Origin of the sequence: Phenylobacterium sp. (genome assembly GCF_036495085.1) — a bacterium.
Classification (GTDB): Bacteria; Pseudomonadota; Alphaproteobacteria; order Caulobacterales; family Caulobacteraceae; genus Phenylobacterium.
On record NZ_DASXNL010000137.1, the window covers coordinates 65,103 to 91,317 of the forward strand.

Genomic DNA, 26,215 nt, shown 5'->3' on the forward strand with positions numbered 1-26,215 from the left:
CCGTCAGGGCGCGAACACGACTTTGGCGGACGATGCCCAGGTGCGGACCTCGCAAGGTCGGTTGCGGTCGCGAGCGGAAGCATAGGCGCGCTATTCCGCGGGAATGGACCGCATGTGCTCGCGGTAGATCGCCTGCAGGGCTCGCTCTTCAGCCGCCCGTCGCGCTTCCTGCCTCACGTTGGCCAGCAGGTCGCCGAGACAGTCGAGCGAGCTGTGCCAGCCGCTCAATGTGCCTGGCCGCCAAGGCAGGCCTGGCCCTTCCTCCAACTCCGGTGGGTCGATTGGCCATTCCGACTTGCGCCAGAAGCCCGGCTCTGAGTGCTGCACGAAGGTCAGGCGCGTGCCAGCCGATGTCGGCTCTAGGCGTATCTGGAAATAGCCGCCCTGACCGTGCGCCAAAGGGCCGCCGAAGCGTAGGAGGTTCGGGGGCTCGATGGCGGTGATCACGCCTTTGAAGTCGCTGTCATCGCCGCCGAAGGCGTAAGGCGAGCCCACCTCCAAGGTGAAGTCCGCCGTCCAGAACCAGATCGAGAGTTCGGCCGGATCGGAGATCGCGCGCCAGACGCGCGGCACCGGGTGGGGGTACTCGCGGACGTACTCGATTGTGAAGCGGTCGATGAACCGCGCGAGGGGCTCGTAGCCCATGGTCACTCTCCCCGATCCTTCATCCTGTCGAGATGCGCCGCAAGCCTATCGAAGCGAGCGCTCACCAGATCGAGTTGGGCCTGCGCCCATTGGCGGACCTCCTCCAGTCGCGCCGGCTCCAGCTGATAGAATCTCGACTGGGCCTGCTGCCGGTAGGAGATGAGCCCGCTCTCGCGCAGAACCTTGAGGTGTCGCGACACCGAGGGACCGGCCATGTCGAACCGGCTGGACAGATCGCCGGCGCTGCGTTCGCCGCTCGCGAGCAGGGTGATGATCTCTCGGCGGGTCTTATCAGCAAGGGCTTCATAGGTGTCCATCCAACCATTTAGCGTCTCAGCTATGTAGCTAGCAAGCTAAATAATAGTTCTTGTCAAGCTAAGCTCCAAAGAGCTCAATGGGGTCGAAAGCTACCTTCGGCGTCACGCCCGCAAACCGGTCGCCCCTAGTGTCCTGACACTGGAGTAGTTGCGGGCTTGTCCGGAGATCAGAGGAAGAGCGCGGCCTGTTGGTCCTGTGTCAGGACCCGCCAGGCGCCGGGCGACAGGTCCGGCGGCAGATCAAGACCACCAATCCGGTCTCGGTGCAGCGCGGTGACGCGGTTGCCAACCGCGGCGAACATCCGCCGAACCTGATGGTAGCGGCCTTCGGTGATGATCAGCCGGGCCTGCGTCGCCCCTAGCGGCTCGAGCACCGCCGGGGCAAGCGGAGCGGTCTCACCCTCAAGCATCAGCGTTCCGGCGGCAAAGACTGCGGCCTCGCCGCCATTCAAGGGGCGGTCGAGCGTCGCGATGTAGCGCTTCACCACATGGCTGCGCGGCGAGATCACCTTGTGCAGGAACGGCCCGTCGTCGGTGATCAACAGCAGCCCGGAGGTGTCCTTGTCCAGGCGGCCGATCGTCGAAAGCGCCGGGATGCGCGCGCGCCAGCGGCCGGGAAGCAGCTCATAGACGCTTCGCCCAGCCTCGCGATGCGAACAAACCACGTCGAGCGGCTTGTGCATTAGCAGGGTGAGCGGCGCCGGCGGGTCGAGGGGCTGGCCAGACACGGTCATTCGATCCGGCAGGTCGGGCGTGACCGCGATGCGCGCACCGGCGTCCCTGACGGCGGCGCCGTCGAGCACGACCTGACGGCGCGCGACCAGGTCAGTGACCTCACGCCGGGACCCGTAACCGAGATTGGCCAGCAACCGGTCCAGTCTGGCCATGGGCGCCTTGCCGTTCACTTGCGCGCCTCGAAGATCTTGTACCCGCCGCCCTCGGCCCTCACCGCCACCGTTGCGAAGGCGCCGGCGAGAGCGGTCTCGTAGGGCAGGTGCCGGTTGGCGACCAGCCAGCAGACGCCGCGTCTGGCCAGCATGCGCGCTGCAGCCCCGATGAACGCGACGCCGAGCGCCCGGTCCTCCGCGCCACCATCGTGGAACGGCGGGTTCATGACGACGAAGTCGAGATCGGCCACCCCATCCAGCGGCCGCCGCACGTCCGCCCACAGCACCCTCACCCGGGGATCGTCGAGATTGTGCTCGGCGCAAGCCACGGCGCGGCCATCGAGGTCGGCGCAGGTCAGGTCGGTGACCTTCGTCGAAGCCAGAACGTGGCGGGCCAGAAGCCCGATGCCGCACCCAAGGTCAGCACCCCGCCCGGCGAACGGCGGAAGCACGTCCAGGAGGCGTACGCTCCCAGGATCAGGCCGGTCCCAGCTGAACACGCCGGGCTGCGACCACATTCCAGGCTCCGGACCGAGATCCGGAACGATCCGAGGCGCGCCGGCCTGGATGGCGCGGTCAAGATCGTGCAAGGCGCTCGGGCGGACGGTTCGGCAGAAGCGGTGGTGCCGACGCGCGTCCTCGACAACAGTGCAGCCGAAGCCCTCCAGGGTCTTCTTGAGGCGCGCGCCGCCTTTGTCCTTTGGCGCGAAAGCGGTGATCGGAGCGCCGGGCTTCAGAGCCCTGAGCGCATGCGCCAGGACGAAGTCGCGTTCCAACGTGCCTGGCGGCGCCAGGATCACCGCGGCCTCGGCTGAGGCGTCCGGAAGCGCGGCGATGTCGGCCGATCCCGGTATCAAAGGCGATAGCTGCTCGGCGGCGGGCGGTATGTCGACGAGCCCGGGCGCCGGTGCGCCGTAGAGAAGCTCTCCGGCCACCGGCCTTAGGCCCGTTCCTTCGAGCGCTCGAACCGGACCTTCGGGTAGCGCTCGGCGACGTAGCCGGTTTCCCAGGAGGTCTTGGCGAGGAATACCGGCTGATCGTCGATGTCGACCGCCATGGCCGTGCGGTGCTTGTTCTGGAAATCCTCGAGGTCGGCTTTGTCGCCGTCGATCCAGCGCGCCTCGGCGTAGGGGCTGGCCTCGAAGATGACTTCCAGCTGGTACTCGTTGGCTAGGCGGTCGGCCATAACCTCGAACTGCAGCTGACCGACGGCGCCGACGATGAAGTCGGCGCCAAGTGTCGGCCGGAAGAGCTGGGTGACGCCTTCCTCGGCCAGTCCTTCCAACGCCTTCTTCAGGTGCTTGGCCTTCAAGGGGTCCTTGACCCGGACCCGCTGCAGGATTTCCGGCGCGAAGTTCGGCAGGCCGGCGAACCGCAGAGTGCCTGTTTCCGAGAGGCTGTCCCCCACCCGAAGCACGCCGTGGTTTGGAATGCCGATAACGTCGCCTGCAAAGGCCTCCTCCGCCAGTTCGCGGTCGGAGGCGAAGAACATGATCGGCGCATTGACCGAAAGCTGCCGCCCGGTGTTCTGAACCTTCAGCTTCATCCCGCGCTCAAACTCTCCGGATGTTAACCGCAGGAAGGCGATCCGGTCGCGGTGGTTGGGATCCATGTTGGCCTGGACCTTGAAGATGAACCCGGAAACCTCGCGGTCGCCCGGCGCCACATGCGTGGGCTCCCCCCCCTTCACAGCGGCGACCACCTTCGGTGGCGGGGCATAGGCCCCCAGGCCCTCCAAGAGCTCGTCCACCCCGAAGTGGCGCAATGCCGAGCCGAAGAACACCGGCGTCATGTGGCCTTCGAGGAAAGACTGTGGATCGAAGGGCTTGGACGCGCCCTGCACAAGCTCGGCATTGTCCGAGAGCTCTTCCAGCTCATCGGGATCGAGGTAGCTGACCATCGCATTGCCCTTGAAGGCGATGGGAGCAGGATGCCCCTGTTCGCCGTCGGGGCCTTTCTTGGCGAACGGGATGAACGTCTCGCGGCGCAGGTCGAGCATGCCCTTGAAGCGCCCGCCGGAGCCTGCCGGCCAGTAGAGCGGCGCCGGATCCAGCGCGAGCTTGCCGGCAATCTCGTCCAGCAGGGCGAAGGGATCCTGCGCCTCGCGGTCCATCTTGTTGATGAAGGTGACGATCGGGATGTCGCGCAAGCGACAGACCTCGAACAGCTTCAGCGTCTGCGGCTCGATCCCCTTGGCCGCGTCCAGCACCATGACCGCGGCGTCCGCCGCGGTGAGGGTGCGGTAGGTGTCCTCGGAGAAGTCTTCGTGACCGGGCGTGTCCAGGAGATTGAACATCAGCCCCTCGAAGTCGAACGTCATGACGCTCGCCGAGACCGAGATCCCGCGTTCTCGCTCGATCTTCATCCAGTCGGACCGCGTACGCCGGTTCTCGCCGCGGGCCCGCACCTGTCCGGCCGCCCGGATGGCGCCCCCGGCCAGAAGCAGGTTCTCGGTCAGCGTGGTCTTGCCGGCGTCGGGATGAGAGATGATTGCGAACGTGCGCCGGCGGGCGGCCTCGGCGGCGGGGGAGGTGGTCATCCGCGGCTTCTAGCAACTTGGACGCCATTGACTAGGTCCACGGCAGGTTGAGCTGCCAGGAAACGCGGGCCCCAGCGGTCCGTAGCGTTCGAGTTGCGTCACCTGCGCGCCCTCGAACAGGCCGGCGTAGAATTCCAACGCTTCCTCAGCCTTGCCCTCGAACATGAGAAACGTGGTGACCGTGGCCGGCATAGTGACTTCGCGGGCAAGCTAATGGCGCCCAGCAGACCACGGCTGGCCAGGGGCCGCCAAGCGGCGCTCGGCGCGGTCTCCGCGCGCAACCCGACAAAGGCGCCAGCCGTCTCGGGCCGCCGGTGACGGTGAGCCGGCGCGACGCGAGCGTTCCCGCTACTCCTTCTCGACCGGTTCGGTCAGGAAGTGGCGGCCCTGGCGGTCATCGATTTCCACCACCCAGATGTCGGGGTCCACCCGAACTGCGCGCGCGATATAGGCGTCGAGGTCGGGTTCCAGATCGGAGCGCGCGGGTTGCATCCAGACGCGTTCGCCGTCGAGGCGCGTCGCCTCGGCGTACAGCTTCGCGGTTCCCTCCGGACGGTTGAGGGCCTTGACCAGCACGGCGCCCGCGCGCGCGTCACCCTTCCGGATCACCATGCCGAAGGCTCCGGAGAGCTCGGCCCGGCGGATCAGGGCGCTGACCCAGATGTCAGTGGAAAGCAGCATCGGTCCTGCAAGGATGCGTCTGCGCTAACGGGATGGCAACGCTCGGCGACTAGCCTGTGCTGCTGGTCCGGCGACCAGTCTGGAAAATGGAAGACGCATGAAGAGCTCGCGCAGAAAAGCGCGGCCGGCGTCTCGGTGGATGGGATTGATGTTGGCGGCCTTGGCCGCGACGCCCGGCTACGCGCACGCGCAGCCGACGGACCTGTTCTACGAGCGCATGGTGATGTCGGCGGCCGACGCGCGCTGCCGGCTGTTTGCGCCTGATGTAGCCGCCGCGCTGGCGGCCGCAACGGCTCAGGCCCGTGGCGCGGCGCTGCGCGCCGGGACATCCTCCGACCTGCTGCGCGAAACCGAGCGGATCGCGCGCGAACGGGCAGGCTTAGTAGATTGCCGATCACAGGACATAACGACAGCCGCGGCCCGTGTGCGGACCGCCTTTTCCGGTTTCGCGCGATTGAGCCGGCTGACCTATGCCGGCGACGTGGCCGATTGGCAGGCGGACCGAGACGTCGGGCGCACGGCCCGCTGGCGCCTCGCGCAGGAGGCCAGCTTTGGCCCCGACCGCATGAACTTCGGACTCGCCGGCCGGCAGGGCGTCGAGGCGTTGCTAGCGGTTGCTGAATTCGCCGACGGGGCCCAGCCTTACGCCGCGCGGCTGGTGCTGAGGGATCATGCGCGCAGTCCCGGGCCCTATCTGGATCGCTACGCCGGAGGCTCCACCAATGGTCTGCCGCTCTCCAGGCGACTGCCGCCGCGCAGCGCCCTGAAAGCCTATGGCGCCGCGGCCCGCAGTCCAGCCGGAAACGACCTTCTGCCGAAGGGCGCGGTCTCGGGTTGGGCCTTCCGCTTCCCTGACGCTGCGGCCCGGGAGCTGGCCAGCCTCGACCCGCGAGAGGCGGTGGCGGTGGAGTTTCTCTTCCCGGGCGACTTAACGCGTCGGGCATATGTTGAAGTCGGCGACTTCGCGGCCGGACGGGCTTTCCTCGAGGTCGGGAGCCGCTGAGCCTAAGCTTCGGCGCTGCGGCCGATATCGTGAGGCTCGGCCAGGGCCAGGACCGGCATGCGGACCGTCACCGTCGTCCCCTCGCCCAGGCTGCTGTCGATCGTCATTTCGCCGCCGTGCAGCCGTGCAAAGGCGCGCACCAGCGAAAGCCCGAGACCCGAGCCGGCCTGGCGGTGATCCGCATCGCCGGCCTGCTCGAAGGGCCGTCCGAGCCGCGCGAGGTCCTCCCCTGAGATGCCGACGCCGGTATCGGCGACGGCGATTTCCAGCATCTCGCCTATGGGACGCACCGTCACTGTGACCGTACCGCCTCGCGGCGTGAACTTCAGCGCATTGGAGATCAGGTTGAAGGCGATCTGCTTGACCGCGCGGCGATCGGCCTCCGCATCCAGCGGCTGGGCGGAGAGCTCAGCCATGAGACTGATGCCGGCCCGCTCGGCCTGACCACGCATCAGCCGCAACACCGCGGTGATCGCGTCGCGCGCGTCGAAGCCTTCCCGCGCCAATTCGAAGCGTTCGGCCTCGATCTTGGACATGTCGAGCACGTCGTTGATCAGTTCCAGAAGGTGGGATCCGCTTTCGTGGATCAGGTCGGCGTATTCCCCGTAGCGGTCCGACATGGGGCCGAACAGCCGCTGCCGCATGATGTCTGAAAAGCCCATTATGGCGTTCAGCGGCGTCCGCAACTCGTGGCTCATGTTGGCCAGGAAGCGCGACTTTCCGGCGTTCTGCTGCTCGGCGAGGATGCGGGCCTCCTCGAGTTCGGTCTCCCGGGCGCGTTGGGCGCGGGCATCGCGCATGGCGCCGACCAGCCGCGTCGGGCTCATTCGCCGGACCGTCAGCACGCACCAGCCTCTGGGATCGTGGGCTGGCGTGAAAGCGATCTCAGCCGACCCCTCGATGGCGGCCCGGGCCAAGATGTCCTCGACGGCGGCGCGATCTTCGGCCGACACCAAGTCGCCCAGCCGCTTGCTGGAGAGTTCGCGGGCCTCAAGTCCAGCAGGCGCCTCGCCGAAGACTTCCAGGATGCGCCCCCCCGGATAGAGGGCCAGCAGGAGCTGCGGCTGGTGGTCGAGCGCTTCGCGCAGTTCGAGCTCGGTTTCCCGTGCGCTCTGGCTTTCGCCCCGCGCCTTGCCCTGCAGCGCCACAAGACCGGCCGCCAATCCGACGGCGAGCGTGCCGAGCGCCAGCAGACTCAGCCACACGCTGAGAGTTTCCGCCGGTTTGGGGAGAATCAGGAAGGCCCCGCCCAGCGCTGCGACCGCCGCCGCCGCCAGGCCTGAGGCTGCGCCCAGCGCCAGGAGCCTCGGGCGCCCGAACGCGGCTGCAGCGGCCAGGGGAGCAAGGCACCAGGGGGCGAGCGGCCCTGCCGTCCCGCCCGTAAGCAAACAGGCCGCAGCTCCGGCCAGCGCCCAAAGCACGATGGCCAAGGGAGCGCCCGCCTCCTCGGTGACCTCCGCCAGGAAGGCGCCCATAGCCCCCGCGGCGGCGACGGCTCCAAGCGCCGCCAGCTCCGGGGGGGCCAGGCCCGCGCCGCGCAAAGACAGAACCCCCGTCGAGGCCGCCACGACGACGGTCCACGCAAGGTGCCAGGTCACCGCAAGGCGACGGTCACCAACCGCAGCCACACGCCCGCGTCTCCTGGAACTGGTCAGCGTCGAACCTGGGTTTTCTGTGCGCCGGGCATCTCAGCAGTTTAGCGCTACGGTCAAGCCTGTGTAAGGGCGCTCGCCTCCCGGGCGATCTTCCGAAGGCGGAGCGAAAGGAAATCGTAAGCGGGACTGTGCAGACTGCGGTCTCGTCGAAACGAAGGCGACTGGTTCATCATGCCCCGAGCGGCCCGATCCGTGAACGCGCCGGCCGCGCCGCAGGGCGGCGACCAGGTGCTGACCAAGCCGCAGGCCGCGCCCTCGCTCGAAGAGCAGAAGCGCGCCTTTCTGCGGCTGATCAGCCATGAACTTCGTACGCCGCTAAATTCCATCCTGGGGTTCTCCGAGATCCTCGCCGCGGAGCTCTACGGACCACTCGGGGCGCCGCAGTACAAGGAGTACGCCGAAATCATCGGCGGCAGCGGCAGGAAACTCCTTAAACTTGTCAACCAGGTGCTGGAAATCGGTCGGCTGGAAGGCATGACGCTGGATGTGCGGCCCGAGCCGCTGGAGCCGGCGCTCGACGACGCGCTCGCCGGCTCGGCGGCCGACTTCGCCAGCCGCGGCGTGCGTGCGCGCCTTCTCGACCCCGGTGTCCTGCCGCTCGTCATCGCCGATCACTGGGGCTTGCGCACCGTCTTCACTCACCTTCTCCAGAACGCGGCGCTGTTCGGGCCAGACGGCGGCGAGGCGCGCGTACGGGTCCAGGTCGTTGATGATCACGTCGACGTCTATGTCGAGGACGACGGCGAAGGCGTCGACCCCGCTGAGCTGCCGCGGCTGATGCGGCCGTTCGAACAGGGTGAGAACGCCCTGGTGCGCCGGGTCGAAGGCGCGGGCCTCGGCCTGCCCATCTGCGATCTGACTTGTCGGGCGATGGGCGCGCGCCTGCAGCTGATGACGGCGCCCGGCAAGGGCATGAGCGCACGCGTCCGGCTTAAAACCGCTTAGCCGCGGTTGCGGAGGGCCTCTGCGCCGCCTAAGTCGGCCCCATGGGTGCTATCGAAGCCGAACTCGCCGAGCTCTCAGCCGAGTTCGAGGTCCTGGGCGACTGGGAAGAGCGCTATCGCTACGTTATCGATCTTGGTCGGGAACTTGCTCCGCTGAGCGACGCCGAACGCTCCGACGCCAACAGGGTGCGCGGTTGCGCCAGCCAGGTATGGCTGGTCAGGGAGCCCCAATCCGATGGGACGCTTTCGTTCCGTGGCGATTCCGACGCCCACATCGTGCGAGGATTGATAGCGATCCTGCTGCGGCTGTTCTCCGGGCGCGAGCCCGAGGCGATCCTGGCGTTCGACGCGCCGGCGGCGTTCGAAGCCCTGGGCTTACGGGGCGCGCTATCGCAACAGCGCTCCAACGGCCTGGCCTCGATGGTCGCCAGGATCCGCAAGGACGCCGAACTGGCGAGCGTCTAGGCGGCGCGAATGCCGCTGTGCATCTGACCCATGCCCACCACGGCGTCGAGGCCGAGGATCATGTCCACGGCATCACCGTCCGAAGCCAGGGGCAGCCGTAGCCACAGGATCGACAGGTGCGAAGCGCCGCGCCAGGCGAGGCTATGCACGCCGACCGCCGGCCGCCGCTCGGACACGACCTTGGCAAGTTCGCATCGCCAGTAATCCGCCGCCTGGCTGTTGTAGATGTCGGAGATACGCTTGCCGGTGATCTCGCGGCCGTAGACGCCATAGAGAGCCGTGCCAGCCAGCCGCATACGGAAATCGAGCGGTTCATCGACCACGTCAATCAGGCTGACGGTCGGCAGCAGTCGCTTGATGCCCCCAGGGTCGAGATGATGGCGGCCTGGCAGCCTGGGGCCATCCCTCAACGAGGCCCAGTAAGCGAAAAGCTCCTCGTGCGCGCGGGCCGCCGCGGCTGGAGCTCGTATCTGCGCCCCCATGTGCAGATGCCCTAGCAACCGGTTGGATTCATGACGAATCAGTTATCGCTGATCCGGCGAATCGGCGGCAAGAAAAAAAGAGTTAACGGCGACGTCATTCGTCCGATTTGGACACCTTAAGACTCAGCTTGATCGCTAAGGCCGTCGCCCATCAGAACAGGCAGGGGGGCCGCGCAGGACCTGCTTGTGGTGGCGCTGCGAGCTCTGATTTCACTCAGACCATAACTGCAAAAGAAAACGCCCGCCGATGCCGGCGGGCGTTTCGATGTCTCAGCGTGGAACCGGCGCTAACGCGACACGATCCGTCGGGCGATCTAGCGCTTCTTGCGCGGCGCCTGGCGGCCGCCTTGACCCAGACCCATCTGCTTGGCCAGGTCTGAACGCGCCTTGGCGTAGTTCGGCGCGACCATCGGATAGTCTTTAGGCAGACCCCACTTGGCGCGATATTCCTCGGGGCTCATGTTGTACTTGGTGCGCAAGTGGCGCTTCAGCGACTTGAACTTGCGGCCGTCCTCGAGGCAGATCAGGAAATCCGGCGTGATAGAACGGCGGATCGGCACGGCCGGCTCCTTTGGCGCGGCTTCCAAGGTCTCGCCCCCCGACGAGATTCCAGCAAGCGCACGATGCACGCTCTGGATCAGTCCCGGCAGATCAGCAGCCGTGACGGAATTGTTGCCCACATAGGCGGAAACAATATCCGCCGTCATCTCGATGACTTCCGACTTCTCATCCATTCTTGTTTTCCATAGGAACCGCGCCGTTTGGCGGCGCTGATTAGATTCACCAGATCAGTAGCGCGGTCATTATAGGGAACTTTTCGGACGCACAAGCACACAAATAGAGCTCATCTGACCGAAGACGCCAGACATCGGAGATCGAATTCGGGTGTTGAGTTCAAAAACCAGAGTGCAGCGAGTAAGCGCCCGCCACTCTACCTAGAGTGACGTTACAGCGCCCGGCCCTACCGAAAGTCTGGGACCTCCCACTGCGCCCATATGTCTGGCAGGTCGCTGGAGACGCGGTCGGGAAAGGCAGCGGACCGCTTTTCGAGGAATGACATCACCCCTTCCCTTGCGTCACCGGACTGGCCACGAGCCTGAATCCCCCGACTGTCGGCACGGTGGGCCACCATGGGATGCGCCGCTCCGGCCATACGCCAGATGAGCTGGCGGGTGAGCGCAACCGAGACAGGCGCCGCATTGTCGGCAATCTCGCGGGCCAGCGCTCTGGCGGCGGGAAGCAGATCGTCCGGCGCGTGCAAGGAACGCACCAGGCGGCCGTCAAACGCCTCCTGAGCCGGGAAGATTCGGCCCGTGTAGCACCACTCCAGGGCCTGCTGGACGCCCACCAGATGCGGAAGAAACCAGGACGAGGCGGCCTCCGGGTTGAGTCCGCGCCTGGCGAACACGAAACCGTACCTTGCCTCGGTCGAGGCCAGCCGAATATCCATGGCGAGTTGCATGGTGGCGCCCACGCCGACGGCCGCCCCGTTCACGGCGGCGATCACCGGCTTCAGGCTCTCGTAGATTCGCAACGTCAGCAGGCCGCCGCCGTCGCGCTGAACGCCATCACGCGTGCGAGCAGCCCGGTCCTCGCCGCCGCGCGCCTCATAGTCGAAGGTCTGGGCGCCGGCCGAGAGGTCCGCGCCTGCGCAGAACGCCCTTCCCGCGCCGGTGACGATCACGCAGCGAACCGCATCGTCGCGGTCGGTTTCGTCAAACGCCGCGATCATGTCGCGCATCATCTGCGTGTTGAAGGCGTTGAGCTTCTCCGGTCGGTTCAGCGTCACCGTCGCGACGCCGTCCTCCACGGCATAGAGCAGGGTTTCAAAAGTCGGCGCAGCCATGTGTCTCTCTCCCGATTTTTGCCATTCCACGGTCCTTGACGGACGGTAGGTCAAGGCCCGCTATAGCCGCTGATCAAAGATAAGTTGGCCTCGGCCCTGATGACATCTGGCGGTCGAGCGCGGCGGGAGAGAGACATGCACCCCAGCGTCCACGCCAAGTCCCATCCGGACAAGGCCGCCTACATACTGGCCTACAGCGGCGAGGCGGTGACCTATCGAGAGTTGGACGAGCGCTCGAACCAGGGCGCGCATCTGTTCCGTTCGCTGGGCCTGGAGACCGGCGACTCCATCGCGATCTTCATGGAAAACCACCCCCGGTATTATGAGATCCTGTGGGCGGCCCAACGCTCGGGCCTGCGCTTCACCTGCCTGTCCTCGAAGTTGTCGGTCGGCGAAGTCGAGTACATCGTCAAGGACTGCGAGGCGAAGGTCTTCATCACCTCGGCGGCGCTCACTGAGATGGCCCTTGCGGTCGAGGCTTTAATACCGGACGTCGCCCTTTTCATGGTCGGCGGAGAAGCCGGTCGATACCTGAGTTTCGAAATGGCCCGCGCGGGGTTTCCGACCACGCCGATCGCCGACGAATCCGCCGGCCGCGCCATGCTCTATTCGTCCGGCACCACCGGGCGGCCCAAGGGGGTCAAGCGGGCTGGAGCCATCGACCCGGCGATCGATGCGCCCAATCCGCTCTCGAACCTCGGCCAGGCGCTCTACGGCTGGACGCCGGACAGCGTCTACTTGTCACCGGCTCCGCTCTATCACGCCGCCCCGCTAGGCTGGTCGATGGCCATCCAGTCCTTGGGCGGAACCGTCGTGATGATGGAGAAGTTCGACGCCGAGGACGCGCTGCGCTTTATCGAACAGTACAAGATCACCACGGCACAATGGGTCCCGACCCACTTCGTGCGCATGCTGAAATTGCCCCCCGAGGCGAGGGCCCGATACGACATGTCATCCCTGAAGGCCGTCTTCCATGCCGCCGCACCCTGCCCGGTCCCGGTCAAGGAGCAGATGATCGCCTGGTGGGGTCCGATCGTGCACGAATATTACGCGGGCACAGAGGGTAATGGCTTCTGCATCATCAATTCTGAAGAGTGGTTGGCCCACAAGGGTTCGGTCGGCCGCGGGCTCATGGCGCAGGTGCGGATCTGTGACGAGGACGGAGAGCCCTTGCCGCCCCGCGCCGAAGGCCTGGTGTTCTTCGAGGGCGGGGGCCAGTTCGAGTACCACGGCGACCCCGCCAAGACCGCCGAAAGCCGCAACAAGCACGGTTGGACGACGCTGGGCGACGTCGGTTGGCTCGACGAGGAGGGCTTCCTCTACCTAACCGACCGCAAGAGCTTCATGATTATTTCCGGCGGGGTGAATATCTATCCCCAGGAGCTCGAAAACGTGCTCATCGGCCACCCGAAGGTCGCCGACGCCGCCGTCGTCGGGGCGCCCGACGAAGAGATGGGCGAGAAAGTCGTCGCTGTCGTCCAACCCCTGGACTGGGCCGACGCAGGCGAGGAGCTGCGAGCCGAACTCATGGCCTACGCACGCCAGCACCTCAGCCACGTCAAGGCGCCGCGCGTTATCGACTTCATGGCCGAGCTGCCACGGCACGCCACCGGCAAGCTCTATAAACGCCTGATCCGCGACTCCTACTGGGGCAAGGAAGGCGCACGAATCGGCTGACGCCCTGCCTTCCCCGTTCATGGGGAAGGAGGACCATCGGCTGAAAAGCCGATGATGGAAGGGCGCCCGGGCTCCGGGCTTGAACTTGCCCGCTCTTCGGCGCGTGTTCACCTCCCCCGCTTCGCCTGGGAGGCAAGGGCTGTTAGAGGTCGAACGACAGATTCAATCTAGGGAGCGAGTGATGAATCCAGTGGAGATCAAGGACCTGCCCGGCATGGTGGGCCAAGAAGTCGGCGTGTCGGACTGGCTGCTCATCGACCAGGACCGAGTGAACAAGTTCGCTGACGCCACGGGCGATCACCAATGGATCCACGTCGACGTGGAGCGCGCCACGCGCGAGATCGGCGGTCCGATCGCCCATGGCTATCTGACGCTCTCGCTGATCCCGTTCCTGGGCCAGGGCATGCTGCCGGTGAAGGGCGTGACGCGGGGGATCAACTACGGCTCCGACAAGGTCCGCTTCGTGAACATGGTGCGGGTCGGCAAGCGGGTGCGCATGCGCCAGAAGCTGATTGGCGCCGAAGCCAAAGCCGGCGGCATGCAGCTGAAGAACGAGTGCACGATCGAGATCGAGGGCGAGGCAAAGCCCGCCTGCGTCGCCGAGACCATTTCCATCGTCTACGGAGGCTAGACCCTACTGTGGCGTGGCGGCTTCTTCTGCGGAGGCCGCCTTCGCGCCAGTGATCACCGACTGGCTCGCCACGACGGTGACCGGGGCAGCCGGGTCCTTGATCAGGTTCAATGTCTCGCGAATGTACTTGGCGTTGGTGACGATGCCGATGTCCAGGCGCTCGCTGTTCAGTTCAACCTGCTGGGTTAGAAGGCCGGCGATGAACTGCACGTCCTGACGCGGCTGCGTTGGGTCGGTGCTGGCGCGCCGGGCCGGGCCGCTCATGAACACAGGCCCCCCGGAATTGCCCGGAAACACCGCAAAATCGAGCAGGAAGGTCGGGAAGATCTTGGCCGGAGCGATCGGGAAGGACGCCACACGCCCGGCGCGCAGAATCGGGAACCCTGCCGGGTTGGCCGCAAGGCCACGAGGGAAGCCGAGCGCCATCATCTCGTCGCCGGCCCCGACTTGATACTTCGAGAAGGAGTCGTCGTCGGCCAGGTAGTCTTCGGGGATCGCCGCCTTGGCGAAGGCCTCCGGCGCCGAGATCGTCAAGGCCGCGACGTCGCGCGAGGGGTGATGGGTCCAGAGGGGATGGCCATCGGCGTCGCGGATCTTCAGCGGCTTCGGCGCGTAGCTCCAGCTCCCGTCGGCGTTCGCCGTCCGATAGCCAATGCGCGCGGTTATCCCCGGCATCTTGTCGAAGACATGGTTGGCGGTGACCAGAATCGTCTGCGTCTTGCCGTCGGGCAAGGTCTCAGAGATCAGAAATCCAGTGCCGACGGTGCGTGTGCCATCGCCCAGCGGCTGTTCAAGCTGGACTGTGGCCTGCATCAACTGCACAGACAGGTCGATAACCATGGTTGGTCCAAAAACTCCGGACGCGTTTTGCGTCAGGTCCTCATTTCACCGGGTGGACACTTAACCCGTGAAAAGTTGCCGCCAAGATAAGAGACCGTGATCGGCTTGCGCCCAAGTGACGCGCGACACCTCCTGAAGCGCTTGAGCCGCAGGTCCGGGCGGCGCATCTAGCGTCGCATGAGTAGTCCCCCCAAGCCGCCGTCCGCCCCGAAACGTCCCCATCGCGTCGAGCAACTCGGCCGCGTTCGCGTCGACGACTACGCCTGGATGAAGGACGACGACTGGCAGCAGGTTCTGCGGGACCCCAAGGTCCTGCGCGCCGACGTGCGCGACCACCTTGATGCCGAGAACGCCTACACCAGGGCCATGCTGGCTGAGACCGAGGCCCTGCAGGCGAAAATGTTCGCCGAGATGAAGGGCCGCATCAAAGAAGACGACAGCTCGGTGCCCTCGCCCGACGGCCCATGGGACTACTACGTCCGCTACGACCTCGGCGCCCAGCACCCGCTCCACGCGCGCCGGCCCCGAGGGGCCGGCGCGGGAGAGGTGATCCTTCTCGACGAGGAGGCGCTTTCAAAGGGCAAGCCCTTCTTCCAGGTTGGCGAGGCGAGCCACAGTCCGGACCACGCGCTTTACGCCTGGGCCGCCGACGAGCAGGGCTCGGAATACTACACGATCCGCGCGAAGGACCTGGCCACGGACCAGGAGGTCGGCGCCCCGATCGAGAGCGCCTACGGCGCCTTCACCTTCTCGCCGGACAGCCAATGGCTCTTCTGGATCTGGCGAGACGAGAATGCCCGGCCCTCGAAGGTCTTCCGCCGGCCGGCCAGGGGCGGCGACGACATCTTGGTCTACGAAGAGGCCGACGACGGGATGTTCCTCGGCGTCGGGACGACGTCGGATGACAGCCACATCCTGATCCACGTCGGTAACCAGGAAACCACTGAGGTCTTGCTGATCCCTGCCAGCGATCCCACGGCGGTTCCTGTGGTCGCCGAGCCGCGCCAGGTCGGCGTGAAGTACAGCCTCGACCACTGGACCGACCGCTGGGTCGTGCACACCAACGCTGATGGCGCGGTCGACTTCAAACTTTCGACGTCGGACGCCGGCGTGCCGGCAAAGGCGACCTGGCGCGCCTGGATCGGCCACCAGCCTGGGCGCTACATCACCGGCTTTGCGGCCTTCGCCGGTCATCTTGTCCGTGCCGAGAGGGTCAACGCCCTCGACAAGCTGGTGGTCATGGCCCGTGACGGCGGCGAGCACGAAGTGGCTTTCGACGAGGAAGCCTACGCCCTCAACCTGGAGGGCGGTTACGAATACGACACCACCACCGCCCGCTTCGTCTACCAATCGCCAACGACTCCGAGGCAGACCTTCGACTATGACCTCGCCAGCCGCGCGCGGACCCTGCGCAAGACCCAGGAAGTTCCGTCGGGACACGACCCGGCCGGCTATGTGGCGCGACGGCTCTACGCCAAGGCGCCGGACGGCCAGGAGGTTCCGATCACCGTGCTCATGCGACGCGATACGCCGCTCGACGGCACGGCTCCGCTGCTGCTCTACGGCTACGGATCCTACGGCCACGCCATGGAGCCCAGTTTCTCCATCCGCAACCTGAGCCTGGTCGACCGGGGCTGGATTTGGGCGACGGCGCACATCCGCGGCGGCTCGGACAAGGGTTGGGGATGGTTCCTGGACGGCCGCAAGGAGAAGAAGCCCAATACCTTCTCCGACTTCATCGCCTGCGCCGACCATCTGGTCGCCGAGCGCTATGCGACCAAGGGCAGGATCGCAGCATATGGCGGCTCGGCCGGCGGCATGCTGATGGGCGCGGTGGCGAACCTGCGACCTGAGCTCTGGGGCGCGATCATCGCTGCCGTGCCGTTCGTTGACGTCCTCAACACCATGAGTGACACGACGCTACCGCTGACCCCGCCCGAATGGCCGGAGTGGGGAAACCCGCTGCAGGACGCCGCCGCCTACGACCTCATCGCCAGCTACAGCCCTTATGACCAGGTGAGCGCCCAGGCCTATCCACCCGTGCTGGCCACCGGCGGCCTGTCCGACCCGCGGGTGACCTACTGGGAGCCGGCCAAGTGGGTCGCAAGACTGCGTGAATTTTCGACGGGCGATGCGCCGATCCTGCTCAAGATCAACATGGAAGCCGGCCACGGCGGCGCGTCCGGCCGATTCGATTTCCTGAAGGAGATCGCGCTCGACTATGCCTTCGCCGTCTGGGCGCTCGGGAAGGGCTGGAAGCAGCCATGATCATCCGCGCGGCAACGCCTAGCGACGCCGCAGCGCTGGCGACGATCTATGGCGATGCTGTGTTGCATGGCTTCGGCACCTTCGAGGAAGAGCCGCCGCCGCCGGCCGAGATGGAGCGGCGGCGACAGGCCATAGCGGACTTGGGGCTGCCCTATTTCGTCGCCGAGCAGGAGGGCAGCGTCCTGGGCTTTGCCTACGCCGGTCCGTTCCGTACGCGCGCCGCCTACCGCTACACCCTGGAAGACAGCGTCTACGTAGCTCCCGACGCCGCGGGTAGGGGCGTCGGCCGAGCATTGCTGGGTTCGGTGATCAAGGCCTGCGAGGCGTTGGGCGTGCGCCAGCTGATGGCGGTGATCGGCGACAGCGGCAATTCAGCCTCGATCGGCCTCCATCGTGCGCTTGGTTTCGAGCAAACCGGCCTCGGGCGGAGCGTGGGCTTCAAGCACGGCCGCTGGGTCGATATCGTCCACATGCAAAAGGCGCTGAACGGCGGAGACAACTCGACGCCGACAGGCCCGGGCGTGACGTTCACCGGCCACTGACGGGGCTGGCGACCGTCGCCCTGACGTCAACCCGGCTGATTTCCTCGCCGGTTCAGAGACGAGCCTCCGCCGACCGAGCCGGCGCGGACCGAAGTCGCGCTAGAGTTTTAAGGTCGGCAGGAGAAGCGCTCCAAGGCCTTCGACCTCGGCCTCAAAAGCTAGCGGATCGGACGTCTTCAGCAGCGCAAGATCATGCCGGATCAGGTCCAGCCGACGGGCCGCCGCAGACACCTTTGTCCGATCGACCTTGACCTTCAAAGCGAGCAACTTCTGGTAGGCTCCAACGTCTTTCGCGCCGCCTTGCCCTTCGATCAGAGCGGCGACCGCATCCAATAGTTGACCGATCTGTCGGCCGTAGCTGTCGGCCGCAACTATCTGGCGCTCGGTGTCGGGCGCGCTGGAGTTCTGCTCGTTCACGACAAGGCCACCAATGGTCCAGCCGGGCAAGATCGGCTGGACAAGTTCGCCGCCGGTCGCGGGCCACGGCGTGAACCAAGCCTTCATCCACCAGGGGGGTTCAAGACCGGGAGAGGTTTCGGACATGGCGCGCTCCTCATCGCGCCGAGGCTACCGCGCTCATCGCCGCCCCGGCGACATCGCGGGGCGGCGATCGGCCTCGAAGACCAAAATGCGCCGATCTGAGGCAGATGACGGCTGCAATCAGTGCAGGCCATCGGCTGCGCGCTAAGCCGGCGCCGTAACGTGGCTCGGAGAAACCTTAGCTATGGGTCTCTTCCAAGACCTTACCCTGCCCACGTCTCGGCCTGGAGGCAGACATCTTACTTGGGGGCATCCCACGCCTTTTCCGCGACGGCCACAACGGCGGCTTCGAGCTTGTCCTCCAGCGGAGCCGGCTGGGCAGTGTGGGGTTTGGCGTCGAAGTGCATGTAGGGAGAGGCAGTCCTGGTGACGGGCGCCCAGTTGGGGGCGGCGTTGCCGTTAGGGTCGCCCGTCTTGGCGAACCGCACCCAATAGTCCCCCATCAGCTGGGAGACGCGGCGGTCCTGGTCGTCCCAGACCTCCTTGTCGATGCGTGTGCCGAAGAGGTAACTGAGCTCGCCGCCGTGATCCGCACCCTTGGCTTGGCCCCGGTCGCTGCCGGCCACCTCGTCGAAGTAGTAGGAGTAGGTCGGAAGCCCGAGGGCGGCGTTCTTCTGAGCCAGATAGCGCGACGGCTGGATGGCCAGGCTCTGAGTGATCAAGTCGGATTCCGCGCCGGCCCTGGTCGCTTCGATCTTGGCGGCCTCCAGCAGCTCAGGGTAGGCAGCGCCGAGGGCCGCTTTGGCCACGGCTGCGTTCTCGTGGACCAGGCTGGCCTCGTGGGAGTTGCCGCCGATCATCAGGCCGACGCGCAGTTGCTCGCCCTTGCGATAGGTCTCGCCGGGGCTGCGGAGCATCATGACGCCGTCGACCATGGGACCGCCAGGGCCCGCCTTCAGGACGTCGGCGAGTGGGATAGCGCGCAGTTGCGCCGGCGTGGCGTCCGGCGCGCCGACGCTTTTGGCCCAGCCGGCGCCAAAGGCCTCGGCGGAGAGTGGGGTTCCGCGGATCGGGGCGGCCGCCGCCGTGCCGCCACCGGATTCGGCGATGGCGCGCACAAAGAGGCCCTTGGCGGCCTGGGTGGTGGTCAGCATCTGCACCGCCACCGCGCCGGCGCTCTCGCCGAAGATTGTCACGTTCTTCGGGTCGCCACCAAAGGCGGCGATGTTCCTCTGCACCCATTGCAGGGCGGCGATCTGGTCCATCAGGCCATAGTCGCCGAGCCGGCCGGCGTCGGCGTTCTCAGCAGTCAGCGCCGGGTGGGCGAAGTATCCCAGGCGGCCCAAACGGTAGTTGATCGTCACAACCACGACGCCGCGCCTTGCGAGTGCAGAACCATCGTAGAGCGGCACCCCCCCGGAGCCGCGGGTGAACGAGCCGCCGTGGATGAACACCATGACCGCGTCGCCGGCCTTGGAGGGCTTGGCGGGCGCGAAAATGTTGAGGAAGAGGCAGTCCTCGCTCTGTGGGCCGACCTGGGCCCAGGGATCGTTGCTGAGGTGCGGCTGTGGGCATGCCGCCCCGTTGGCCATGGCGGGCCGCACCCCCGTCCAGGGTTTCACCGCCTGCGGTGCGCGCCAGCGTAGCGGGCCAGATGGCCCGGCGGCATAGGGGATGCCGCGATATGTGGCGACATCGCCCCGGACAACGCCCTCAACGACGCCGGCGTCCAGCTTGGCGGTAGGACCTGCATGGGCCGCACTCGCAATGGCGGCGAGCGCCGCCCCACCCGCCATCACTGTCTTCAAGGTCGTCATCTGCTCGCCCCCCGCTCGGCCGTAGCCGTTGCAATGTCGCCTTGCGTTGGGCCCTCGGGCCTCGCAGGCGTTTCGACCGCTCTGGATTATCAGCGAACCTGACTGCGATCCATTTCTCGGAGCGCCTGGGTGAGACACCCGATACCCAACCAGCTTCAATGACTGAAGAGTGGGCCGAAAAGGGCGCCCTGATGGCCCGCCACAAGATCGCAATTATCGTCGGCAGCCTTCGCAAGGAGAGCGTGAACCGCAAGGTCGGCCGTTCGATCTGCGCCTTCTCCTCAGATCAGCTCGATTGCGACATCGTCGAAATCCGGAACCTGCCGCTTTACGACCAGGACACCGATGCGAACCCTCCCCCGGAATTTGTGCGCTTCCGCAAGCAGATCGCCGCGGTGGATGGCGTCTTGTTCTGCACACCCGAATACAATCGTGGCGTGCCCGGCGTGCTTAAGAACGCCATCGATGTCGGCTCACGGCCGTACGGCCAGAGCGTTTGGGATAAGAAGCCCGCCGCGATCGTCAGCGCATCGCCTGGCGCCATTGGCGGCTTCGGCGCCAATCATCAACTGCGGCAGGCCTGCGTTTTCCTGAACATGCCGGTGATGCAGCAACCCGAGGCCTATCTCGGCAACGTGACCGACGACAAATTCGACGGGGACGGGCGGCTGAAGGAAGGGCCCCTAAAGGACGTGGTCCTGGGTCTGGCGGCTGCATTTGCAGATTGGGTGGACATAATAGTGCGGGGCCGCAGGCTCTTGGCCGAGGACACCGATCACGCCGCCAAGCAAGCCGCCGAAGCCTGATCTCGAACCGAACGGCCGTTTTCCGGTCTTCGGCAGCGTCCCCCCCGCACGCCGCGCCCAAGGGCCCGACTTTGGGCAAGCGTACTTTGTCGGCGGCCGAGCGCTGCAGACCCCGGGCGACCGCCATGGCGGTCGTCGGGCCGGTGGCCGGTGCGGTTGTGGGCGCCGCTCGCCGCGCCGCGCCACAATTGACGTGAAACCGTCATGTACGCCGTTTATCAGAGACGACGGCGCGGGGCCGGAGTCGCGCGCGTTCGCATGTTTCACGTGCCAACAAGGGGGCATCCGTTCCTGCGCTTTCCGTTGTCTTGGCTCAGAACGACGACGGCGCGCGCCGGATGATCCGAAGGGAGCTGCTGGTCAACCAACTCGCGACATCGGCTAACGCGGACGAGAACCGCAAAGCTGCTCTGGACCGAGCGGGCGATGGCGCGCAACGAAAAGGGACACTCTTGAACAGCCCGATAGCAAAGTTTGGGCGACCGCGACGCGACCGCATATGCCTTGAGGCGCACCGCGACGTGATGTTTTGGGCCGGGCTCTGGGGTCTCAGCGACCAGGAATTGCACGATGCCGTCGCAGCCGTAGGCCCGATGGCCGCTGATGTCGCCGCCTACCTGGGGGTGCCTTTGCAGGGCGAGGACCTCTGCAGGGTGCCGCGTCAGAACTGACGTCGACACCTACCAGCGTGGGTCAGAAGGCGTCGTCGCCGGCGCTGGGCCTGAAACGCGACGATCGCAGGGACACGCGCCCCGTGTCACGGTCCACGAAGCACGACTGCAACTCCGATGGAATCCCGTGCTCCGATTGCCGCCGGACGAAGCGCCACAGGAAACAGGAAGGTCGTCAAACTAGGTGACGCCGCACAACTGCAGCGCGCCCGGGAGCCCACATGTCGAGCGGGTTCAGGCCAGAGCGCTCCGCCGTCGCCGCAGAACAGCTCCCAATCCGAAGAACCCCGTCAACATCATCGCCCAGGTCGCTGGTTCGGGAACGGTGCGGACAACCGTTAGGGATGTTGGGATGAGTTGGGCGCGGTCGGTGCCTGTGCCGATATCCGCCCACCGGTAGAAGCTGTTGCCAGCGTCTTGTGTGAGCGTGAACGGCGCGCTGAGGGACAGGGGAACTCCGGCGCCGGTCATGTTGAAGATCAGGTTGGAGTCGATGGCGTCATTGCGGCCCGCTTGGAAGAAGACGGTCCCGGCGCCGGCGTCGTAGCGGATCTCGCTATCGAATGGTTCTTCGTTGGGCTCATGGCCGAGTTCCCGCGTCACGCCGTTGATTGTTAGCGAGGCGCTTACGATAGGCCCTGGGTCCACCAGGCAACAGATGCCGCCTCTTACGTCCAGGCTGGTGGGCGTGGTCACAACGCCGATGGCGTCTGCATTGAAGATGTAGACGGCGGTGAACCCGTCACCGGTGAGGCTCACCCCCGGGGAAGCAAAGAGCCCAGCGCCAGCCTGGGTCATCGTCCCGACCGTCCCGGTGAACGTCGCCACCATGACGGAGGCGGAAGCCGGCACAGCTGTCACAAGGGCGAGCCCCAGCAGCACGGCGAATTTCGACAGACGCATCAGCTAGATCCCCCCCATCCGCCGCCCATCTCTGCACAACCAACGGTTGGAACCAAGCGCTATCGCTCGTCAAGCGAAGATACTGTCCAGCTGATTGTCACAGGGCGTCTCTCTGAGACTGCCCGCAAACCCGATTGGTCGACCATGGGCGGTCCAATCATCCCTGACGGTCGGCCGCGGCAGCGTCCAGGGCGGGGTGGCTCGCCACTATCGACGCATAACAAACCAGGCGATCAGCAAGCCGATCACCGCCAACGCCGTTCCTATCCAGAGGACCCAGCGGATGTGACCCGTCTTCTGGCCGCCGCTGGCGGCGGTTCGGGCGATCGTTTCACCATCGCCAGCCGGGTTTGCTTTCGGATCATTGCCCATCCCGACTAAATGCCGCGCCGCGCCAATGGATGCGTTGGTGTTGTCCATCAAGTTCATGAGGGCTAGCCGCCGGGCACATAGATGCTCCGCATGACCAAATCCGATCTCGGCTTCATCGATCAGGAGCAGAAAAACCGTCCGCGCCCTCGACAACCGGTTCGGCCCGAGGTTGTCACTTATGTCTTGGGTAGGCGATGGCGCCCATGTGTCTGGTCTGGAACATCGTGAGGATTGGCTGGGGAACTAGGACTCGAACCTAGAATGACGGTACCAAAAACCGCAGTGTTACCATTACACCATTCCCCAGCAGGAACGGCCGCTGGGGCTCCCCCCGCGGAGGCGGTCAGATAGCGCAGGAGACCTCGCGATGCAACGGCTCGAAACGCCGCTGTCGCGCCGCCTTGCGGGGCCATAGCCCCTCCTCTATAAGGCGCCCTCCAAAGTCGGAGTGTGGCTCAGTCTGGTAGAGCACCGCGTTCGGGACGCGGGGGTCGCAGGTTCAAATCCTGCCACTCCGACCATTCATTCCGTCGCTAACGCGACGTGAATTTCTCCCCGAGCCATTACCGCCGAGAAGTCCGCATGTCAGGCGGACGGCGGCCCATGATCCGGGCTCTCGGGCCCCGTATCCAGCCGCCTGCGGACCTTTGGCGCCCCCCTTTCGAACCACGTCCTAGAGCTTGGTGGCGACGATCAGGCGGTCACGACCGAGACGGTCCAGGACCTGTCCAAGATCCGCTTGGCTGACGGCGAAACAGCCCTCGCTGCGGCCCAGGATGCCGTGCTCGCTGGCCATCTGCGGGCTCACGTACCAGGCCGCGTGCACCACGATGGCGCGCGCGTAGGCATTGTCGTTGGTCGGGTCGAGGCCTTGAAGGCGCATGGAGCGGCCGTGCTGGCCCGTATAGTATTCACCGGTCAGGTAACGCCCCTCGGAGGTCGCCGCCGAGCCGAGGTCGTTCGAGAAGCGGCGCAGCCAGCCCGAGTGGTCCGGGTCAGAGCCTCGCCCGTGGGCGACCAGCAGACTTTCCACCTTCCCGCCAGCCAGGTCGACCAAGTGGAAGCGCGGTGTGCAGGAGGGTTGGCTGAAATCAGCCACGCCGACCACATCGCTGTGCGCGACACGGCCGCCGGCCTGGGCCAGACCCGCCCGAGCCGCGGCCAGGACGCCGCTCTGGCCGGGCGCTGCGAACGCCAGCGCCGGGGTCCCGATGGCGGCGCCGAGCGCAGCGAACGACGTCCTGAGGAAGCCGCGGCGGGTCGCGGGGACGATTTCGGTCATGTGGCGATTAGACTGCGGTTGGGCGTTGTCCGCCCGCCGCCTCCGGGATTGAACGGAGTTCCAAAGATAGGGTCGCGACCCCACGCTTCATGTGAGCCATCTCGTCGCAGAAGCTGTCGCATGCCCGATCCCACCCGAAGGTCCGCCGCCGTTCTGTTCGCCGCCGCTCTCGCGGCTCCAGTTCCCGCTTGGGCCCAAGGCGCGCCGCGCAGCGCCATCACTGCGGCCGACGTCGCCGCGTTGAAGCCCGGCGAGTTCATCTGGGCGCCCCAGCTCGCGCCGGAGGGTCCGATGGTAATGGTGGTGAGCCTTAAGGCACAACGCGCCTATGTCTACCGCAACGGCCTGCGGATCGGGGCCTCGACGGCCTCCACCGGCAAGAAGGGGAAGGAGACCCCCACCGGCGTCTTCACCATCCTGCAGAAAAACGCCAAGCACAGGTCAAACCTCTATAACAACGCACCCATGCCCTACATGCAGCGGCTGACGTGGGACGGGATCGCCCTGCACGCGGGCCACCTGCCCGGCTATCCCGCCTCTCACGGCTGTGTGCGCCTGCCCATGGCCTTCGCGCGCGGCCTCTTCAAAGAGACGTCCTTGGGCATGACGGTAGTGGTGACGAGCGGCGCTCCAAATCCCACGCGACTTGACGATGGTGGTCTGTTGGCGCCGGTGACTGCCGAGGGAGCCTCGCTGGCTGGTGCGGCCGCGCAACGCCTGGCCGCAAAAGAGCCTTTCCGCTGGCAGCCCGAACTCGCCCCTGCCGGACCGGTGACCATCCTGGTCTCCTCGCACGACCAGCGGCTGTTGGTTATGCGCAACGGCAAGCTGATTGGCCGCGGCAAGATCCACATCCCGCCGAATCGGGTGTCCGGCGACCACGCTTTCCAGTTCACCGGCTTCGACGCCGAGCGGCGGACCCAGTGGACCTATGTAAGCGTCCCCGGCCAGGAGCAGCTAGGGGGGCGGGCCCTGGATTTCTCCGGCGCCAGAGACCTGACGATCTCTCCTGAGTACCTGAAGCTGGTCAGAGGCGTGCTGACGCCTGGCACGACGCTGCTCGTCACCGACGCGGGATTCCTGAGCGGGGGCGCCGGCAAGGCTATGACCGTTGTTGACAGCAACGGCGCTTAGCCCGGGGCCTGGACAGAGGGCTTGTGCTGGGCAATGCAGGCCTTATGGGTCTTGCCACGCCGCGCGCGATGCTCATCGACTTGGATGACACCATTCTGATGGCCGGTCGGCGGCCGGCGGTGCTGCTGCAGATCGCTGAGGAGCAGGCGGCGGCGCTTGCGCCACACACGCCGGCCGAGCTCGCGGCCCACCTCGAAATCGCCCTTGAGCTCTTTTGGTCCGATCCCGAGCGGCACAAGGTGGCGCGCTTCGGCATCGCCGAGGCTCGGCGCCAGGTCGTACGGGAAACCCTTGAGGGCCTTCAGCCGGCCCTGAGCCGTGAGATCGCCGACCGATTTGCCGAACGGTTCACCGCCATCCGCGAGGAGCTGACGCAGTGTTTTCCCGGCGCTCTCGAAGGCCTCCAGGCGCTTCGGAGGCGGGGGATCAAACTAGCGCTGATCACGAACGGCTCCTCGGCGACCCAGCGGGCCAAGATCAAGCGGTTCAGGCTCGCTTCCTACTTCCACCACATCCAGATCGAGGGCGAGGCCGGTTTCGGCAAGCCCGAGGAACAGGCGTATCGCCACGCCATGGCCGCGCTCGGCGTTGAGCCAGACGAGACGTGGATCGTGGGCGACCATCTGGAGTGGGAGGTCGCCGCACCGCAGCGGCTGGGTATCACGGCGGTGTGGTGCGACGGGTTCGGGCGCGGGCTACCGCCCGACACGACCATCACGCCGGATTACATCGTGACCTCGTTGGCCGAGGTCGACGCCCTTTTCGGGAGCACTGAGGCTGAGGCAGACCCACCGGTCCGTTGCAGCTGACGGGCGCCGGCTCCGCACCACGGGACGGTGTATCGCGGCGGCCGTGTCTCAACCGCCATTAGCAGCAGCGGCTTCGGCGGGAAGACGGACTAGCGATGTACCCGCTCCCGAAACGTTAGCTTCAGGCGGGCGGCTGAACTGGTGTTTTCGACCGCTGCTCGCATCTGGAATACCTGGCAAGCGAGGCGAAGGCGGCGTCAAGGATATCCATGAGTAGCCGACCCGGCGCTCGCTCGCCGACGGTATCATTTCCACCATGAAGGCGGCTCTTCCAAGACGGTGACGTCGCGATACTTCTCCCCTCTAAGGCGAGGCCGTTTGCAGTTTACATCTATATGTTGTTAACCATCACCGTAGGCGCTCGGCGTCCGGTTTGAAATGTCTGCTGAGAGGAGAGTCCTTTGTCCCGCATTCGATTGCTTTGCGCTGGGGCCGCCGTGGCCATCGGCTTCGCCACCGCCGCCAGCGCCGCGCTCCCGGTCTATCCCACTCCGGGGACTGAAAATCCACTGACCTACA

At 66.1% G+C, this 26,215-nt stretch carries 28 protein-coding genes and 2 tRNA genes; 12 read left to right on the top strand and 18 right to left on the bottom strand.

The window, feature by feature from the left end; translation table 11 throughout:
- Positions 1 to 90 precede the first annotated feature (90 nt).
- From VGI62_RS15735 to VGI62_RS15760, 7 genes are all read right to left on the bottom strand, one after another.
- On the bottom strand, positions 91 to 645 hold the full coding sequence (locus VGI62_RS15735; protein WP_331505463.1) for an SRPBCC family protein: 555 nt from the start codon (positions 643 to 645) through the stop codon (positions 91 to 93).
- Positions 646 to 647: 2 nt separating this feature from the next.
- Positions 648 to 962, bottom strand: coding sequence for a metalloregulator ArsR/SmtB family transcription factor (locus VGI62_RS15740; protein WP_331505464.1), 315 nt, complete (start codon positions 960 to 962; stop codon positions 648 to 650).
- Between the two features lie 167 nt (positions 963 to 1,129).
- Positions 1,130 to 1,849: a 16S rRNA pseudouridine(516) synthase gene (locus tag VGI62_RS15745; RefSeq protein WP_331505493.1), complete on the bottom strand. Its 720-nt coding sequence runs from the start codon at positions 1,847 to 1,849 to the stop codon at positions 1,130 to 1,132.
- Between the two features lie 14 nt (positions 1,850 to 1,863).
- Positions 1,864 to 2,784 carry a class I SAM-dependent methyltransferase gene (locus VGI62_RS15750; protein ID WP_331505465.1) on the bottom strand — a complete coding sequence of 307 codons (921 nt, stop codon included), beginning with the start codon at positions 2,782 to 2,784 and terminating at the stop codon, positions 1,864 to 1,866.
- A 5-nt stretch (positions 2,785 to 2,789) separates the two neighbouring features.
- Complete coding sequence (locus VGI62_RS15755; protein WP_331505466.1) at positions 2,790 to 4,388, bottom strand: peptide chain release factor 3; 1,599 nt, start codon at positions 4,386 to 4,388, stop codon at positions 2,790 to 2,792.
- A gap of 9 nt (positions 4,389 to 4,397) precedes the next feature.
- Positions 4,398 to 4,580, bottom strand: a complete 183-nt coding sequence (locus VGI62_RS22470; RefSeq protein ID WP_414695695.1) for a VOC family protein — start codon at positions 4,578 to 4,580, stop codon at positions 4,398 to 4,400.
- Between the two features lie 156 nt (positions 4,581 to 4,736).
- Positions 4,737 to 5,069 carry a DUF1491 family protein gene (locus VGI62_RS15760; RefSeq protein WP_331505468.1) on the bottom strand — a complete coding sequence of 111 codons (333 nt, stop codon included), beginning with the start codon at positions 5,067 to 5,069 and terminating at the stop codon, positions 4,737 to 4,739.
- A gap of 148 nt (positions 5,070 to 5,217) precedes the next feature.
- On the opposite strand from VGI62_RS15760, the gene VGI62_RS15765 reads away from it, so the two are divergent.
- Positions 5,218 to 6,072 carry a hypothetical protein gene (locus VGI62_RS15765; protein WP_331505469.1) on the top strand — a complete coding sequence of 285 codons (855 nt, stop codon included), beginning with the start codon at positions 5,218 to 5,220 and terminating at the stop codon, positions 6,070 to 6,072.
- A gap of 2 nt (positions 6,073 to 6,074) precedes the next feature.
- Here the strand turns inward: VGI62_RS15765 and VGI62_RS15770 are convergent, their stop codons facing one another.
- The gene (locus VGI62_RS15770) at positions 6,075 to 7,700 is read right to left on the bottom strand and encodes a sensor histidine kinase (protein WP_331505470.1); all 1,626 of its coding nucleotides are present in this window, start codon (positions 7,698 to 7,700) and stop codon (positions 6,075 to 6,077) included.
- A 198-nt stretch (positions 7,701 to 7,898) separates the two neighbouring features.
- On the opposite strand from VGI62_RS15770, the gene VGI62_RS15775 reads away from it, so the two are divergent.
- Together VGI62_RS15775 and VGI62_RS15780 are read left to right on the top strand one after the other, a co-directional pair.
- A complete protein-coding gene (locus tag VGI62_RS15775) occupies positions 7,899 to 8,672 on the top strand; it encodes a HAMP domain-containing sensor histidine kinase (protein ID WP_331505472.1) in 774 nt (257 codons plus the stop codon).
- 41 nt (positions 8,673 to 8,713) lie between these two features.
- Positions 8,714 to 9,136, top strand: coding sequence for a SufE family protein (locus VGI62_RS15780; protein ID WP_331505473.1), 423 nt, complete (start codon positions 8,714 to 8,716; stop codon positions 9,134 to 9,136).
- Here the strand turns inward: VGI62_RS15780 and VGI62_RS15785 are convergent.
- From VGI62_RS15785 to VGI62_RS15795, 3 genes are all read right to left on the bottom strand, one after another.
- A complete protein-coding gene (locus VGI62_RS15785) occupies positions 9,133 to 9,618 on the bottom strand; it encodes a PAS domain-containing protein (protein WP_331505474.1) in 486 nt (161 codons plus the stop codon). The genes VGI62_RS15780 and VGI62_RS15785 overlap by 4 nt on opposite strands.
- Positions 9,619 to 9,932: 314 nt before the next feature.
- Positions 9,933 to 10,352 carry a MucR family transcriptional regulator gene (locus tag VGI62_RS15790; RefSeq protein WP_331505475.1) on the bottom strand — a complete coding sequence of 140 codons (420 nt, stop codon included), beginning with the start codon at positions 10,350 to 10,352 and terminating at the stop codon, positions 9,933 to 9,935.
- A 227-nt stretch (positions 10,353 to 10,579) separates the two neighbouring features.
- A complete protein-coding gene (locus tag VGI62_RS15795) occupies positions 10,580 to 11,464 on the bottom strand; it encodes a crotonase/enoyl-CoA hydratase family protein (RefSeq protein WP_331505476.1) in 885 nt (294 codons plus the stop codon).
- Between the two features lie 135 nt (positions 11,465 to 11,599).
- Between VGI62_RS15795 and VGI62_RS15800 the strand changes: the two genes are divergently transcribed.
- Positions 11,600 to 13,141, top strand: a complete 1,542-nt coding sequence (locus VGI62_RS15800; RefSeq protein ID WP_331505477.1) for an acyl-CoA synthetase — start codon at positions 11,600 to 11,602, stop codon at positions 13,139 to 13,141.
- 181 nt (positions 13,142 to 13,322) lie between these two features.
- Positions 13,323 to 13,772, top strand: a complete 450-nt coding sequence (locus VGI62_RS15805) for a MaoC family dehydratase (protein WP_331505478.1) — start codon at positions 13,323 to 13,325, stop codon at positions 13,770 to 13,772.
- 3 nt (positions 13,773 to 13,775) lie between these two features.
- Here VGI62_RS15805 and VGI62_RS15810 read toward each other — a convergent pair whose 3' ends face one another.
- Positions 13,776 to 14,612, bottom strand: a complete 837-nt coding sequence (locus VGI62_RS15810) for a serine protease (protein ID WP_331505479.1) — start codon at positions 14,610 to 14,612, stop codon at positions 13,776 to 13,778.
- 177 nt (positions 14,613 to 14,789) lie between these two features.
- Between VGI62_RS15810 and VGI62_RS15815 the strand changes: the two genes are divergently transcribed.
- Together VGI62_RS15815 and VGI62_RS15820 are read left to right on the top strand one after the other, a co-directional pair.
- A complete protein-coding gene (locus VGI62_RS15815; RefSeq protein WP_331505480.1) occupies positions 14,790 to 16,880 on the top strand; it encodes a S9 family peptidase in 2,091 nt (696 codons plus the stop codon).
- Positions 16,877 to 17,422 (top strand): N-acetyltransferase family protein, encoded by a 546-nt coding sequence (locus tag VGI62_RS15820; RefSeq protein ID WP_331505481.1) that lies wholly within the window; start codon positions 16,877 to 16,879, stop codon positions 17,420 to 17,422. The genes VGI62_RS15815 and VGI62_RS15820 overlap by 4 nt, the downstream gene beginning before the upstream one ends.
- Before the next feature lie 99 nt (positions 17,423 to 17,521).
- Here VGI62_RS15820 and VGI62_RS15825 read toward each other — a convergent pair whose 3' ends face one another.
- Positions 17,522 to 17,965, bottom strand: a complete 444-nt coding sequence (locus tag VGI62_RS15825) for a hypothetical protein (RefSeq protein WP_331505482.1) — start codon at positions 17,963 to 17,965, stop codon at positions 17,522 to 17,524.
- A 236-nt stretch (positions 17,966 to 18,201) separates the two neighbouring features.
- A complete protein-coding gene (locus VGI62_RS15830) occupies positions 18,202 to 19,719 on the bottom strand; it encodes a carboxylesterase/lipase family protein (RefSeq protein ID WP_331505483.1) in 1,518 nt (505 codons plus the stop codon).
- 158 nt (positions 19,720 to 19,877) lie between these two features.
- On the opposite strand from VGI62_RS15830, the gene VGI62_RS15835 reads away from it, so the two are divergent.
- Complete coding sequence (locus tag VGI62_RS15835) at positions 19,878 to 20,525, top strand: NAD(P)H-dependent oxidoreductase (RefSeq protein WP_331505484.1); 648 nt, start codon at positions 19,878 to 19,880, stop codon at positions 20,523 to 20,525.
- Between the two features lie 338 nt (positions 20,526 to 20,863).
- The gene (locus VGI62_RS15840; protein ID WP_331505485.1) at positions 20,864 to 21,196 is read left to right on the top strand and encodes a DUF3606 domain-containing protein; all 333 of its coding nucleotides are present in this window, start codon (positions 20,864 to 20,866) and stop codon (positions 21,194 to 21,196) included.
- A gap of 234 nt (positions 21,197 to 21,430) precedes the next feature.
- Here the strand turns inward: VGI62_RS15840 and VGI62_RS15845 are convergent, their stop codons facing one another.
- The 3 genes from VGI62_RS15845 to VGI62_RS15855 form a co-directional block, all read right to left on the bottom strand.
- The gene (locus VGI62_RS15845) at positions 21,431 to 22,099 is read right to left on the bottom strand and encodes a PEPxxWA-CTERM sorting domain-containing protein (protein ID WP_331505486.1); all 669 of its coding nucleotides are present in this window, start codon (positions 22,097 to 22,099) and stop codon (positions 21,431 to 21,433) included.
- A gap of 207 nt (positions 22,100 to 22,306) precedes the next feature.
- Positions 22,307 to 22,528: a hypothetical protein gene (locus tag VGI62_RS15850; RefSeq protein ID WP_331505487.1), complete on the bottom strand. Its 222-nt coding sequence runs from the start codon at positions 22,526 to 22,528 to the stop codon at positions 22,307 to 22,309.
- A 175-nt stretch (positions 22,529 to 22,703) separates the two neighbouring features.
- Positions 22,704 to 22,777, bottom strand: a tRNA-Gln gene (locus tag VGI62_RS15855).
- Between the two features lie 138 nt (positions 22,778 to 22,915).
- On the opposite strand from VGI62_RS15855, the gene VGI62_RS15860 reads away from it, so the two are divergent.
- Positions 22,916 to 22,992: transfer RNA gene (locus tag VGI62_RS15860), tRNA-Pro, on the top strand.
- 152 nt (positions 22,993 to 23,144) lie between these two features.
- Here the strand turns inward: VGI62_RS15860 and VGI62_RS15865 are convergent.
- Positions 23,145 to 23,753, bottom strand: coding sequence for a murein L,D-transpeptidase catalytic domain family protein (locus VGI62_RS15865; RefSeq protein WP_331505488.1), 609 nt, complete (start codon positions 23,751 to 23,753; stop codon positions 23,145 to 23,147).
- 120 nt (positions 23,754 to 23,873) lie between these two features.
- On the opposite strand from VGI62_RS15865, the gene VGI62_RS15870 reads away from it, so the two are divergent.
- Together VGI62_RS15870 and VGI62_RS15875 are read left to right on the top strand one after the other, a co-directional pair.
- Entirely contained in the window at positions 23,874 to 24,887 is a 1,014-nt protein-coding gene (locus VGI62_RS15870; RefSeq protein WP_331505489.1) for a L,D-transpeptidase, read from the top strand.
- A 44-nt stretch (positions 24,888 to 24,931) separates the two neighbouring features.
- A complete protein-coding gene (locus VGI62_RS15875) occupies positions 24,932 to 25,696 on the top strand; it encodes an HAD family hydrolase (protein ID WP_331505490.1) in 765 nt (254 codons plus the stop codon).
- The last annotated feature ends 519 nt before the right edge of the window (positions 25,697 to 26,215 follow it).

Coding starts and splice junctions, on each gene's coding strand:
- VGI62_RS15850 (WP_331505487.1), bottom strand. CDS start 22,528: ATGAACTTGATGGACAACACCAACGCATCCATTGGCGCGGCGCGGCAT.
- VGI62_RS15745 (WP_331505493.1), bottom strand. CDS start 1,849: ATGGCCAGACTGGACCGGTTGCTGGCCAATCTCGGTTACGGGTCCCGG.
- VGI62_RS15740 (WP_331505464.1), bottom strand. CDS start 962: ATGGACACCTATGAAGCCCTTGCTGATAAGACCCGCCGAGAGATCATC.
- VGI62_RS15760 (WP_331505468.1), bottom strand. CDS start 5,069: ATGCTGCTTTCCACTGACATCTGGGTCAGCGCCCTGATCCGCCGGGCC.
- VGI62_RS15775 (WP_331505472.1), top strand. CDS start 7,899: ATGCCCCGAGCGGCCCGATCCGTGAACGCGCCGGCCGCGCCGCAGGGC.
- VGI62_RS15765 (WP_331505469.1), top strand. CDS start 5,218: ATGTTGGCGGCCTTGGCCGCGACGCCCGGCTACGCGCACGCGCAGCCG.
- VGI62_RS15790 (WP_331505475.1), bottom strand. CDS start 10,352: ATGGATGAGAAGTCGGAAGTCATCGAGATGACGGCGGATATTGTTTCC.
- VGI62_RS15875 (WP_331505490.1), top strand. CDS start 24,932: ATGGGTCTTGCCACGCCGCGCGCGATGCTCATCGACTTGGATGACACC.
- VGI62_RS15755 (WP_331505466.1), bottom strand. CDS start 4,388: ATGACCACCTCCCCCGCCGCCGAGGCCGCCCGCCGGCGCACGTTCGCA.
- VGI62_RS15805 (WP_331505478.1), top strand. CDS start 13,323: ATGAATCCAGTGGAGATCAAGGACCTGCCCGGCATGGTGGGCCAAGAA.
- VGI62_RS15785 (WP_331505474.1), bottom strand. CDS start 9,618: ATGGGGGCGCAGATACGAGCTCCAGCCGCGGCGGCCCGCGCGCACGAG.
- VGI62_RS15825 (WP_331505482.1), bottom strand. CDS start 17,965: ATGTCCGAAACCTCTCCCGGTCTTGAACCCCCCTGGTGGATGAAGGCT.
- VGI62_RS22470 (WP_414695695.1), bottom strand. CDS start 4,580: ATGCCGGCCACGGTCACCACGTTTCTCATGTTCGAGGGCAAGGCTGAG.
- VGI62_RS15810 (WP_331505479.1), bottom strand. CDS start 14,612: ATGGTTATCGACCTGTCTGTGCAGTTGATGCAGGCCACAGTCCAGCTT.
- VGI62_RS15800 (WP_331505477.1), top strand. CDS start 11,600: ATGCACCCCAGCGTCCACGCCAAGTCCCATCCGGACAAGGCCGCCTAC.
- VGI62_RS15780 (WP_331505473.1), top strand. CDS start 8,714: ATGGGTGCTATCGAAGCCGAACTCGCCGAGCTCTCAGCCGAGTTCGAG.
- VGI62_RS15735 (WP_331505463.1), bottom strand. CDS start 645: ATGGGCTACGAGCCCCTCGCGCGGTTCATCGACCGCTTCACAATCGAG.
- VGI62_RS15820 (WP_331505481.1), top strand. CDS start 16,877: ATGATCATCCGCGCGGCAACGCCTAGCGACGCCGCAGCGCTGGCGACG.
- VGI62_RS15840 (WP_331505485.1), top strand. CDS start 20,864: ATGATCCGAAGGGAGCTGCTGGTCAACCAACTCGCGACATCGGCTAAC.
- VGI62_RS15845 (WP_331505486.1), bottom strand. CDS start 22,099: ATGCGTCTGTCGAAATTCGCCGTGCTGCTGGGGCTCGCCCTTGTGACA.
- VGI62_RS15870 (WP_331505489.1), top strand. CDS start 23,874: ATGCCCGATCCCACCCGAAGGTCCGCCGCCGTTCTGTTCGCCGCCGCT.
- VGI62_RS15815 (WP_331505480.1), top strand. CDS start 14,790: ATGAGTAGTCCCCCCAAGCCGCCGTCCGCCCCGAAACGTCCCCATCGC.
- VGI62_RS15830 (WP_331505483.1), bottom strand. CDS start 19,719: ATGACGACCTTGAAGACAGTGATGGCGGGTGGGGCGGCGCTCGCCGCC.
- VGI62_RS15795 (WP_331505476.1), bottom strand. CDS start 11,464: ATGGCTGCGCCGACTTTTGAAACCCTGCTCTATGCCGTGGAGGACGGC.
- VGI62_RS15865 (WP_331505488.1), bottom strand. CDS start 23,753: ATGACCGAAATCGTCCCCGCGACCCGCCGCGGCTTCCTCAGGACGTCG.
- VGI62_RS15835 (WP_331505484.1), top strand. CDS start 19,878: ATGACTGAAGAGTGGGCCGAAAAGGGCGCCCTGATGGCCCGCCACAAG.